This is a genomic window from Duganella sp. CF517 (assembly GCF_900110275.1).
Taxonomy (GTDB): domain Bacteria; phylum Pseudomonadota; class Gammaproteobacteria; order Burkholderiales; family Burkholderiaceae_D; genus Rugamonas.
Genome location: NZ_FODC01000006.1, coordinates 167,968 through 179,737, shown reverse-complemented (window position 1 = coordinate 179,737; position 11,770 = coordinate 167,968). Strand labels below are relative to the sequence as shown.

The 11,770-nt window shown below is 68.1% G+C and carries 7 protein-coding genes; 5 read left to right on the top strand and 2 right to left on the bottom strand.

From position 1 onward, the window contains the following. Window positions 1–76: 76 nt before the first annotated feature. Entirely contained in the window at window positions 77–1,975 is a 1,899-nt protein-coding gene (locus BMX85_RS22950; RefSeq protein WP_090324259.1) for a HAMP domain-containing methyl-accepting chemotaxis protein, read from the top strand. A 7-nt stretch (window positions 1,976–1,982) separates the two neighbouring features. On the opposite strand, the gene BMX85_RS22945 is transcribed toward BMX85_RS22950, so the two are convergent. After that, entirely contained in the window at window positions 1,983–2,687 is a 705-nt protein-coding gene (locus tag BMX85_RS22945; RefSeq protein WP_090324256.1) for a glutathione S-transferase N-terminal domain-containing protein, read from the bottom strand. A gap of 157 nt (window positions 2,688–2,844) precedes the next feature. Between BMX85_RS22945 and BMX85_RS22940 the strand changes: the two genes are divergently transcribed. The 4 genes from BMX85_RS22940 (at window position 2,845) to BMX85_RS22925 (ending at window position 8,749) form a co-directional block, all read left to right on the top strand. Then, window positions 2,845–4,959, top strand: coding sequence for a TonB-dependent siderophore receptor (locus BMX85_RS22940; RefSeq protein WP_090324253.1), 2,115 nt, complete (start codon window positions 2,845–2,847; stop codon window positions 4,957–4,959). A gap of 148 nt (window positions 4,960–5,107) precedes the next feature. Beyond that, window positions 5,108–5,422: a hypothetical protein gene (locus tag BMX85_RS22935; RefSeq protein WP_143068050.1), complete on the top strand. Its 315-nt coding sequence runs from the start codon at window positions 5,108–5,110 to the stop codon at window positions 5,420–5,422. A 59-nt stretch (window positions 5,423–5,481) separates the two neighbouring features. Continuing rightward, window positions 5,482–6,804, top strand: coding sequence for a GGDEF domain-containing protein (locus BMX85_RS22930; RefSeq protein WP_177196863.1), 1,323 nt, complete (start codon window positions 5,482–5,484; stop codon window positions 6,802–6,804). A gap of 196 nt (window positions 6,805–7,000) precedes the next feature. Beyond that, window positions 7,001–8,749 carry a cation:proton antiporter domain-containing protein gene (locus BMX85_RS22925; RefSeq protein ID WP_090324246.1) on the top strand — a complete coding sequence of 583 codons (1,749 nt, stop codon included), beginning with the start codon at window positions 7,001–7,003 and terminating at the stop codon, window positions 8,747–8,749. On the opposite strand, the gene BMX85_RS22920 is transcribed toward BMX85_RS22925, so the two are convergent. Continuing rightward, complete coding sequence (locus BMX85_RS22920; protein ID WP_090324243.1) at window positions 8,630–11,626, bottom strand: bifunctional diguanylate cyclase/phosphodiesterase; 2,997 nt, start codon at window positions 11,624–11,626, stop codon at window positions 8,630–8,632. The genes BMX85_RS22925 and BMX85_RS22920 overlap by 120 nt on opposite strands. Between the last annotated feature and the right edge of the window lie 144 nt (window positions 11,627–11,770).

The window sequence follows — 11,770 nt, the reverse complement described above, 5'->3', positions numbered from 1 at the left end:
ATCCATTTTCGCTGTTTCACGAATCGTCGCCTGCGCGCCGCGCGCAGCGCCGATGCATCCGCTCTAGGGAGAAATTATGTTTTCAAACATGAAGGTGGCCGTGCGGCTGTCGCTGGGCTTCGGCGCGGTGGTGCTGTTGTTGCTGGTGCTGTCGGCGGTCAGCATGATGCGCATGGCCAGCATGGACCACGATATGGATCTGATCATGAATGACCGCTATCCCAAGGTGGTGCTGGCCAACGAGGCGGCCACGCGCACGCTCGACAACGCCCGCCAGGTGCGCAGCATGCTGCTGACCACCAACGAGGACGAGCGCGAAAAATACAAGGCGGCGGCCGAGGCCAACCGCGTAAAGGTGTCCGACGCGCTGGGCAAGCTGGACAAGCTGATCAACAGCGACAAGGGGCGCGCGCTGTTCAAGGAGATCACCGACAGGAACGCCGTGCTCAACCCGGCGTACAACGAACTGTATAACCTGATCAAGAACGATCCGAAGAAGGCGCTCGATTATTTGAAGGAGGATTTCGTCGTCATCAACAGCGCCTATCTCGGCGCGCTCGAGAATCTGGTCAAGTTCCAGAATGAGCTGATGGACCAGGAGCGCGTCGCCGCCAACGCCAACTACGAAAGCACGCGCACGGTGATCGTCAGCCTGTCGGTGGCGGCGGTGCTGATCGCGGTGGTGCTGGCGTGGCTCATCACCGCCAGCCTGGTCAAGAGCCTCGGCGGCGAGCCGAACTACGCGGCCGACGTCATGCGGCGCATTTCCGAAGGCGACCTCAGCGGCGAGGTGCGGGTCAAGCCGGGCGACCGCGGCAGCCTGCTGCTCACCATCAAGCAGATGGTGGCGAAGTTGACGCAGGTGATCGACGGCCAGCGCACGGTGGTGGAGGCGGCCAACCGCGGCAACTTCGCCGCGCGCATCGACCTCAACGGCCTGCAGGGCTTCCAGCGCGAAATGGGCGAGGGCTTGAACCAGCTCGCCACCACCACCGGCGCCAGCATCGACGACGTGGTGCGCGTGATGGGCGCGATGTCGGAGGGCGACCTGACGCAGACCATCGACAAGCCGTACGAGGGCGCCTATGGCGAACTGAAAAAATACGCCAACAACACCGTCGCCAAGCTGGCGCAGGTGGTGTCGGAAGTGAACGCCAACGCCGAGGGCCTGGCGGCCGCGTCCGAAGAGGTCAGCGCGACGGCCAACTCGCTGGCGCAGGCGGCCAGCGAGCAGGCCGCCGGCGTCGAGGAAACCTCGGCGTCGGTCGAGCAGATGACGGCGTCGGTGGCGCAAAACACCGACAACGCCAAGGTCACCGACGCCATGGCCAGCCGCGCCGCCTCCGAGGCCACCGAGGGCGGCGAGGCGGTGCGCTCGACGGTGTCGGCGATGAAACAGATCGCCGCCAAGGTGTTGATCATCGACGACATCGCCTACCAGACCAACCTGCTGGCGCTGAACGCGGCCATCGAGGCGGCGCGCGCGGGCGAGCACGGCAAGGGCTTCGCCGTGGTCGCGGCCGAGGTGCGCAAGCTGGCCGAGCGCAGCCAGATCGCCGCGCAGGAGATCGGCGAGGTCGCCACCAGCAGCGTCAGCCTGGCCGAGCAGGCCGGGCAAATGCTGGGGGCGATGGTGCCGAACATCAAAAAGACGTCCGAGCTGGTGCAGGAGATCACGGCCGCGTCGGAGGAGCAGTCGTCGGGGCTGGCGCAGATCAACAGCGCCATCGCGCAGCTGAGCCAGACCACGCAGCAAAACGCCGCCGGCTCCGAGCAGCTGGCGTCGACGGCCGAGCAGATGAGCAGCCAGGCCGAGGAGCTTCAGCAGGCGATGAGCTTCTTCCGGATCGGCCACACGGCCGGCGCCAGGAGCGCCGCGCCGCGTCCGCAGCCGCGCGGCGGCGCGCGGCCGGTGCCGATCCGCCAGGTCGAGCTGGCGGGCGGACCGGACGAATCGAAGTTCGTCAAGTATTGATCCGGGCCTAGGCCCGTTGCGGAATCTCCAGGCCCCTGGCCACGGCGGGCCTGGCGACGAAGGCCTCCAGCGCCCGCGTCACATGCGGGAAGTCGGCGATGCCGACCAGATCGCCGGCCTGATAAAAACCGATCAGGTTGCGCACCCACGGGAAGGTGGCGATGTCGGCGATCGTGTACTGGTCGCCGGCCAGCCACCGGCGCGTCGCCAGATGCCCGTTCAACACCCCCAATAAACGCTTGGACTCGGCCACGTAACGGTCGCGCGGGCGCTTGTCCTCGTAGTCCTTGCCGGCGAACTTGTGGAAGAAGCCCAGCTGGCCGAACATCGGCCCGATGCCGCCCATCTGGAACATCAGCCACTGGATCGTTTCGTAGCGCCCGGCGGCGTCGGCCGGCAGCAATTGCCCGCTCTTTTCCGCCAGATAAATCAGGATCGCGCCCGATTCGAACAGCGCCAGCGGCTTGCCGTCCGGACCGTTCGGGTCGATGATGGCCGGAATCTTGTTGTTCGGATTGAGCGACAGGAATTCCGGCGATGTCTGGTCGCCGGTCTCGAAGTTCACCAGGTGCGGCTCGTACGCCAGCCCGGTTTCCTCCAGCATGATGGACACCTTGACGCCGTTGGGCGTCGGCAGCGAATACAGCTGGATGCGGTCGGCGTGGGCGGCCGGCCATTTTTGCGTGACGGGGAAATGGGAGAGATCGGTCATGTGCTGCCTTTCGAATGTGCGTCCCACAAAATAGCAGAATTCCGCCATCCGGGTCCGGCGCCGCCCCCGGATGGCGGCCGGCCAGCCCTCGTCCGCATGCGAATGAGAGTGATTATCATTTATAATGTGAAACTTATTTCATTTTCAACGGGTTTACATGTCTTTTCGTCCCACCGCGCGCTTCCTCGCGCTGAGCCTCCTTTCCGCCGCCCCCTTCGCCTCCGTGGCCCAGGCCCAGCCCGGCACCGATGACGCCGCCGGCGCCGCCACGGCCGTCGATGCCGCCCTGCCCCAGGTCAACGTCGTCGCCGACCGCGCCAGCGGCCAGTACAATCCGCAGCACAGCAGCGGCGCCACGCGCACCGACACGCCGCTGCGCGAAGTGCCGCAATCGGTGCGGGTGATGGGCCAGCAGCAGATCGAGGACCTCGGCGCGCTGCGCCTGGCCGACACCGTCGATTTCGTCAGCGGCGTCTCCCGCCTCAACGATTTCGGCGGCACCTGGGACAACTACGCCATTCGCGGTTTCAGCAGCACCGACATGGGCTTCCTGGTCAACGGCTTTCCCGGCTCGCGCGGCTACAACCCGCCGCGCGACACCGCCACCGTCGAGCGCTTCGAATTCCTCAAGGGACCGGCGTCGGCGCTGTACGGCAGCAGCGAGCCTGGCGGCACGATCAACATCGTCACCAAGAAACCCAAGTTCAGCGCGCACAACGTCGCCGAGGTCAGCCTGGGCAGCCGGGGCCTGCGCCGCGCCACCGTCGACAGCACCGGCGCGCTCGGCGCCAAGCTGGCCTACCGCATCAACCTGATGACGGAGGAGGGCGACAGCCGCTCGACCTTGCTGCACAACAAGCGCAACCTGGTGGCGCCGGCGCTGACCTGGGTCATCGATGCGCAAACGATGCTGAACTACGAAGCCGAGTTCCTGCGCGTGGACACGCCGCTCGACCGTGGTCTCGTCAACGTGCGCGGCGCGCTCGGCACGCTGCCGCGCGACCGCATCCTGAACGAACCGTCCGACGGCAACATGGCCATGCGCAGCGACACCCACCAGCTGACCCTGGACCGGGCGCTGTCGGAGCATTGGCGCGCGCGCGCCGGCGCCAGCTACAAGGAAAGCACGTTCGACGGCAACTACACCGAGGCCACGTCGCTGGCGGCCGACAACCGCACGCTCAACCGCCAGGCCACGTGGCGCCAGCTGCCGTCGCGCGACGTCTCGGTGCAGGGCGAGCTCGAAGGCAAGTTCGACACCGGCGGCATCGGCCACACGCTGCTGGTCGGCGCGGAGGCGTCGCGCCTGTGGATGAACACCGAGATCCTGCGCTCGGCCAACACGCCGATCGATATCTACAATCCGGTCTACGGAAGGCCGGCGACGGCGCTGACCAACCGCACCTCCAGCTCGGACGAGCGCCAGCGCGTGAAGGCGGTGTTCGCGCAAGACCAGCTCAGCCTGTCCCCGCAATGGAAGTTGCTCGGCGGCCTGCGCTGGGACGAATACAACCAGGACATCGACAACCGCGTCGCCAGGACGGCTTCGTCGAAACAGCAGAGCGCCGTCTCGCCGCGCGCCGGGCTCACTTTCCTGCCGAACGCGTGGAGCTCGCTGTACGTGTCGGCCGCCAAATCGTTCCGTGGCAACAGCGGCACCGACATCAACGGCAGCCCGTTCGAGCCGCAACGCTCGACGTCGTATGAGGCGGGCTGGAAACTGCAAACGCCGGACCAGCGCCTGGGCGCCAACTTCGCCGTCTACGACATCGCCAAAACCAATGTGCTGACGGCCAGCGACGTGCCCGGCTATTCGGTCGCGGCCGGCAAGATCAAGAGCAGCGGCGCCGAGGCCGACGTCTACGGCCAGATCGACGCCAACTGGCGCGTCAGCGGCAATTTTGCGTGGGATGACGCGCGCGTCGACCAGGACCGGACCCTGGCGCCGGGCACGCGCATCATGAACGTGCCGAAAGTGGCCGCCGGCGTGCTGGCCATCCGCGAAGCCGTCCTCGACGGCGGCCGCTACGGCGTCGGCGCCGGCGTCAACTACGTCGGCGAGCGCTCCGGCAACACCGCCGACAGCTACACCCTGCCGGCCTACACCACGGCCAAGCTGGTGAGCTACTGGCAGATCGGCAAGAAGGTGCGGCTGTCGCTGGACGTGCACAACCTGTTCAACCGCAACTACTACACGGCCTCGTGGGCCAACCTGTATGTCATCCCCGGCGCCGCGCGCAGCGTCGTCACGCGCCTGAAGGTAGATCTGTAAAGCGTCGACCCGTAAGCGGTGCGTCGCCGCCGCGCCGCTTCTGCTAAGGTTCCGGTCTGGGCGCGGCGCGGACTCCCCGGAATCCGGATTGCGGATTGCGGATTGCGGATTACGCCGCGCGCTTTCCCATCAGTGCGGAGGAGGCAACATGGAACGATTCCTGATCGTCTACCGTGGCGCTCCCGGCGGTACGTCGGAGGCTTCGGAACACAACCCCGGGCTATGGTCGGACTGGTTCGCGACCTTGGGCGCGGCCCTGATCGACCGCGGCAGCCTGGCACATGACGGTGTCGAAGTGACCAGCCGGCTGCTGGGCCCCAAGTTGTCCGGCAGTACCCTGGCCGGCTATTCGCTGCTGGCGGCGGGCGATTTGAACGACGCCGTCCGGCTGGCCGAAGCGTGTCCGATTTTCGGCCAGCAAGGGTGGGTGGAAATCGCGCGGCTGACGGACGCGCCCGCCTGATGCGTGGTCGCCCGCCGCCGCCCGTAGCGGAAAACGCCCCCGCCCACAGCCCGTCCTTCATGCGCCATGTCACGGGCATGCTGATGGCCGTCACCATCGGCTTGCTTATTTGGCACCACTACGGCATGGAACGGGTCATCGATCTGTCCCACCGCAACAACGTCATGCTCGAAGTGCAGGGCGACGTCAGCAGCGGCGGCTCGAGCGTGGCCACGCTCGAGCGCGGCGACGGCGTGTTGCGCCTGCGCTGCCGGTTGATGCGCACGATCGATTGGCCCAGCTGCAAATACCTGTTCGTCATCAGCCAAACCGGCAAGGGCATGGACTTGTCGGAATTCGACTCGGTCAGCGTCGACGTCCATTACCGCGGCCCGGGACGCCACGCGCTGCGCCTGATGCTGATGAATTTCGAACCGGAAGTGTCGACCGTGTCAGACTGGATGTCGCAGAAAATCAACGAGCTCGAGTTCGAGGTGCCGGACCGCGGCGTCGCCGGGATTCCGCTCAACGTGTTCCACACGGCCACCTGGTGGATCGACTACAAGCGCGTGCCGCTGGCCGCGTCCGGGGTGCGCATGGACAACGTCACCCGGGTCGAACTAATGACCGGCGCGGCCAACCAGGCCGGCGAACACATCATCGATCTGCGCTCGCTGCGCTTCCATGGAAAATGGATCAGCCAGGGCCGCCTGTACATGCTGCTGATGGGGGCGTGGATCCTGTGCGCGGTCAGCTGGCCGCTGGTGGCGTCGCTGCAATTGCGGCGCCAGCTGCGCCACAGCAGCAAACGGCTCAATCTGCTGAGCGAAGTCAACCGGGCTCTGCAGCTCGAGGCGCGCGAGCTGGTCGAGCAGGTCAACACCGACCCGCTGACCGGCGCGCTGAACCGCCAGGGCCTGCGGGCGGCGCTGATGAGCACCCCGGCGATCCTGGCCGCGCCGATGTCGGTGGTGTTTACCGACATCGACCATTTCAAGCACATCAACGACCAGCACGGCCACGACGCCGGCGACGCCGTGCTGCGCCAGTTCGCCGCCGAGATCACGGCCGGCATCCGCTCCAGCGACAAGCTGGTGCGGTGGGGCGGCGAGGAATTCCTGATCATTTGCTCGGGCACCAGCGCCGAACAGGCGCGCGTGCTGGCGGAAAAACTGCGCGCCGGCTTGAACAACGCGCGCTGGCCCATCCAGCCCGGCATCACCGCCTCGTTCGGCATCGCCGAGCTGACGCCGAACGACGATATCGGCGACGCCATCAAACGCGCCGACGAGGCCCTGTACGCGGCCAAGGACGCCGGGCGCGACCGCGTGGTGGTCGACCTGGGCTGGGACGACATGGCGCCCGCAGACAAACCGCGCGCGCCGCTGAGCGCGCCGCGCTAGCCGGGCCGCATCGACGCCGCGGGCGCGGTGCTTGCCACCTTGCCCGCTGGTCGGATACCACAAAGCCGCTCGGTCCCGGACCGCCAGGCCACGGGCCTGCCGACACCCCGTCCCCCTCCGGCTAGGTATCCTTCCCTTGTGTCAACGGAGCGCAGCCCCTACACTCGAAGCAACTCCACTATCGCCCCGGCCCCGCATGTCCGCCCATCATCTGCGCGAAGCGCTGCTTTTCCTGGCCCTGGCCGGCATCCTGGTGCCGGTCCTGCAGCGGCTGCGCGTCAACCAAATGCTGGGATTCCTGGTGGCCGGCATCCTGTTCGGCCCGCACGGCATCGGCGACTGGGCCGGCGGCGCGCCGTGGCTGGCGCTGGTGACGTTCCAGGACGTCGAGCGCATCAAGTCGCTGGCCGAGCTGGGCATCGTGTTCCTGATGTTCATGATCGGGCTGGAGCTGTCGCCGACGCGGCTGTGGTCCCTGCGGCGCGACGTGTTCGGCACCGGCGCGGCCCAGGTCGGCATCACCGCCAGCGTGATCGGCCTGTGCGCCTACCTGTTCGGCAACCCGCCCGCCGCCGCCATGGCGATCGGGCTGACGCTGGCCATGTCCAGCACCGCCGTGGCGATAGAGCTGATGAGCAAGCAGCACGCGCTGAAAACCGCGCTGGGCCAGAAGTGCTTCGCGATCCTGATGCTGCAGGACCTGGCCGTGGTGCCGGCGCTGATCCTGGTCGAGGGGCTGGCCGGCGGCGGCGGCCAGGCGCTGGCATGGACGCTGCTGGTGGCCGTGGCCAAGGCGGCGGCCACCATCACCTTGCTGTACCTCGTGGGAAGGCGCGTCGCCAAGCCGCTGCTGTCCTCGGCCGCCGTCCAGCGCCAGCCGGACGTGTTCGTCGCGCTGATCCTGCTGATGGTGCTGGGCATCGCCGCGCTGACGGCGGCCAGCGGCCTGTCGCTGGCGCTGGGCGCGTTGCTGGCGGGGCTGCTGCTGGCCGACACCGAATTCCAGTACGAAGTCGAAATCATCGTCGAGCCGTTCAAAGGCTTGCTGATGGGGCTGTTCTTCATGGCGGTCGGCATGGCGGTCGATTTGCGGCTGGTGGCGGCGTTCCCGCTGCTGCTGCCGGCCTCGGTGCTGGGGCTGCTCGCGATCAAGGCGGCGGTGGTGGCGCTTTTACTGGGCGGCTGGGGCCGGCTAGGCTGGGCCACCGCCCTGCAGGGCGGCTTGCTGCTGGGGCAGGGCGGCGAGTTCGCCTTCATCATCCTCGCCTACGCGGTCAGCACGCGGCTGCTGACGCCGGAGGCCAGCCAATTCCTGCTGCTGGTGGTCAGCCTGAGCATGCTGATCGCGCCCGCCGCGGCCGCCGTCGGCGCGGCCCTGGCGCGGCGCGAACGCGCCGGGCGCGAGGCGGCGGCGTCGAACAGCGAACCGCAGCCGGCCGCCGATCTGAGCGGCCACGTCATCATCGGCGGCTTCGGCCGCGTCGGCCGGCTGATCGCCGACGTGCTCGACCGGCAGGGCATCCGCTACATCGCCGTCGAACGCGACCGCCACCTGGTCGACCACGCCCGTGGCCAACGCCACGGCGAGCGCGTGTTCTCCGGCGACGCCGCGCTGCCGGAGCTGTTGCGGCGCCTCGGCGTCAACGAGGCCGCCTGCGTGGTGCTGACCATGGACGACCCGCACGCGGCGCTGCACGCGGTCGGCGCGCTGCGGCGGCATTATCCACAACTGTGCCTGCTGGCGCGGGCGCGCGACGAGAAGCACGCGCGCGCGCTCAAGCAGGCCGGCGCCACCGAAGTGGTGTCCGAAGCGATCGAGTCCGGCTTACAGCTCGCTGGTTTCGCGCTGGGGGCGGCCGGCATGTCGATGGGCGCGGCCGGCTTTCACATCGGCCAGGAACGCGCCGATCTGCTGGCCCGTATCGACGATCGCCCGGCTGTCTGAGCGGGTGTAGCGCACCACCGGGCTGGTCGGCAGCCGCAGGTCTTGCCGCAGCAACTGCTCGAACGCCTCGGCGCCGAGCGGGCGGCTGTAGTGGTAGCCTTGCATCAGGTCGCACCCCTCGGCCCGCAGGAAATCGAGCTGCGCAGCGTTCTCGACGCCTTCGGCGATCACCTCCAGCCGCAGGCTGTGCGCCAGGGTGATGATGGCGCGCACGATGGCGGCGTCGTCGGCGTCGATGCTCAGTTCGCGCACGAACGATTGGTCGATCTTGAGCACGTCGATCGGGAAGCGCCGCAGATAGGACAGGCTCGAATAGCCGGTGCCGAAATCGTCGATCGAGATGTGCACGCCGAGCGACTTGAGGTTGCGCAGCACTTCGATGGCGTGGTCGACGTCGTGCATCACCGTGCCCTCGGTCAGCTCCAGCTCCAGCAGCGACGGGGTCATGCCGGTCTCGCGCAGCAGCCCGGCGATCGATTGCACCAGCGCTTGCTGGCTGAACTGGCGCGGCGACAGGTTGACGGCCACCCGCAGCGTGCGGTAGCCGGCGCGCTGCCAGGCCATCGTCTGCAGGCACGCGGTGCGCAGCACCCAGGCGCCGATCGGCACGATCAGCCCCATCTCCTCGGCCAGGCCGATGAAGCGCGACGGCGCGATCATGCCCTCGGTCGGATGGTTCCAGCGCAGCAGCGCCTCCATGCCGACGATCTTGCCGCTGCGCAGATTGAGCTGCGGCTGGTAGTGCAGCACGAATTCGTCGCGCTCGAGCGCGCGCCGCAGGTCGCCCTCGATCTTGAGCCGGTCCAGGGTGCGCTCGTTCATCTCGGCCGTGTAGAACTGGAAGGCGTTGCGGCCCAGCTCCTTGGCGCGGTACATGGCGATGTCGGCGAAACGGGTCAGGCTCTCGGCGCTCTCGCCGTCGGTCGGGTAGGTGGCCACGCCGATGCTGCAGTGGACGACGAACTCGTGGCCGGCGACCAGGATCGGCTGCGCGATCGCGTCCATGATGCGGTTCAGGATCGCGACGCCGGTGCCGTCCTCGGGATGGTCGGGCAGCACCAGCATGAACTCGTCGCCGCCGACGCGCGCCACGGTGTCGGTTTCGCGCACGCAGCCCAGCAGGCGCTCGGCGACGATTTTGAGCAGCTTGTCGCCGGCCTCGTGCCCGAGCGTGTCGTTGACGAACTTGAAGCGGTCCAGGTCCAGGAAGGCGACCCAGAACGTGCCGCCCCGGCGCCGGGCGCCGGCGATGGCGTCGTTCAGGTGCTCGCGCAGCAAGTTGCGGTTGGCCAGGCCGGTCAGGCTGTCGTGCGTGGCCTGGTATTCGATCTCGGCCTCGTAGCCCATCGCCGCCGAGATGTCGTACTGGGCCACGACGAAGTGGCTGACCTTGTCGTCCTGGTCGCGCACCGGCGCGACGAACAGGTCGCTCCAGTAGCCGCTGCCGTCCTTGCGGTGGTTGCGCACCAGCGCATGGCCTTCGGTCTGGTCGCGCAGCGCGTGATGGATCTGCTCGATGTTGCCCTGGTATTGGCTGCTGCCGTGCAGGAAATCGAGTCCGCGCCCCAGCACCTCCTGCGCGCTGAAGCCGGTGATGCGCTCGAACGCCGGATTGACGTACTCGATCGCGTGCTCGGGCGCGCGGGCGCTGCACAGGATGATGGCGTTGGCGGACACCTCGATCACGCGTTCGCGCAGCCGCAGCCCCTGCTCGGTCTGGGCGCGCCGGGCCAGATCCTCGGCCAGCCGCAGGTTGGCGAATTCCAGGGTGGCGGTGCGCGCGCGGGTGGCCCGCTCGATCAAGCCCAGCCGCGACACCAGCGCGTAGATGTAGGCCGTCGCCAGCAGCGTCGACAGCAGGCCGCCCAGCAGCGCGTACATCGAACCGTTGTGGCCGTCGGCGAAGAAGGTCGCCGCCTGGGCCACCTCCAGGCGCAAGGTTTGCTCGGCCAGCGCGAACGACGACACCACCGGCGCCGGCCGGTCGTAGAACAGCCATGCCGGCAGCCAGCGCGGGGCGCCGGCGGGTGCGAAGGCGGCGGCGACATCGCCGTGGCCGGCGATCAGGCGCGGCGCGGCGCCGGGGGCGGCGGCGAACAGGCGCATGCCGACGTTTTGTTGCGCCGCGAAGCCGCGCGCCGCGAGCACCGGCTCGAACAGGCGGTCGACCCGCAGTTCGGCGACCAGCTCGCCGATGACGGCGCGCCGGCGCGCGGCGGCGTTGTCGAGCGGCGCGCCCTGCCAAAACACCGGCGCCACCACGCGGAAGCCCGTGTGCCGGCCGGCGGCGAACAGCAGCGGCAGCACGCTGGTGCCGGCGCTGCCGCCGCGCTCGCGCGACGCGCGGCGCGCCTCGGCCAGCTCGGCCATCGGCGCCGTGTCCAGTCCCAGATGCGCTTCGTTGCCGAAAGACGGCTCCAGGTAATCGACCACCAGATAACTGTCGCGCACGGCGGCGCCGCGCACCTCGCCGTCGGACAGCTCGGTCAGCGTGAAACCGGGCACGCGGCGGCGCATCGCGGCCTCGTAGCCGGCGCGGTCGGCGTGCCGGAGCAGGCGTTCGAAACCGAGTGCCTGGATTTGCGGCGATTGCTTCAGCAGCGGCACGCTCAGGCGGCCGAATTGCTCGCGGCTGACGGCGCCGAAGGTGGCGAACACGCGCTGCAGCACGTCGACCTGTTCGGCGGCGTCGCGCACGCCGCCGACGACGGCGTTGATGCGCAGCGTGGCGTTTTGCTGGAATTGCACGGTTTGGCGCGCTATTTCGACCTTGCGCACGGTGACGAACAGCGCCGCCGTCAGCGCCAGGCCGACGGCCAAGGTGATCAGGGCCGACAACGACACCGAGATGCGCACGCGCGTGATTAGCTTTTGCATTGCTTACTCCTGGTAGCAGCTAACCGGGTTGGGCGGATCTGCGGGATGGTTCGATAGATGATCAGAAATGGACCGGGCTGGAAAGGTGGAAAGAACGCCCTGTGACAGTGTTGTTTATTTCCATGCGGAACTCCGTGCGGTACC

What these genes read in the sequence shown, in the direction of transcription:
- BMX85_RS22940 (WP_090324253.1), top strand. Translation starts at nt 2,845, where the DNA reads ATGTCTTTTCGTCCCACCGCGCGCTTCCTCGCGCTGAGCCTCCTTTCC.
- BMX85_RS22950 (WP_090324259.1), top strand. Translation starts at nt 77, where the DNA reads ATGTTTTCAAACATGAAGGTGGCCGTGCGGCTGTCGCTGGGCTTCGGC.
- BMX85_RS22920 (WP_090324243.1), bottom strand. Translation starts at nt 11,626, where the DNA reads ATGCAAAAGCTAATCACGCGCGTGCGCATCTCGGTGTCGTTGTCGGCC.
- BMX85_RS22925 (WP_090324246.1), top strand. Translation starts at nt 7,001, where the DNA reads ATGTCCGCCCATCATCTGCGCGAAGCGCTGCTTTTCCTGGCCCTGGCC.
- BMX85_RS22930 (WP_177196863.1), top strand. Translation starts at nt 5,482, where the DNA reads ATGCGCCATGTCACGGGCATGCTGATGGCCGTCACCATCGGCTTGCTT.
- BMX85_RS22945 (WP_090324256.1), bottom strand. Translation starts at nt 2,687, where the DNA reads ATGACCGATCTCTCCCATTTCCCCGTCACGCAAAAATGGCCGGCCGCC.
- BMX85_RS22935 (WP_143068050.1), top strand. Translation starts at nt 5,108, where the DNA reads ATGGAACGATTCCTGATCGTCTACCGTGGCGCTCCCGGCGGTACGTCG.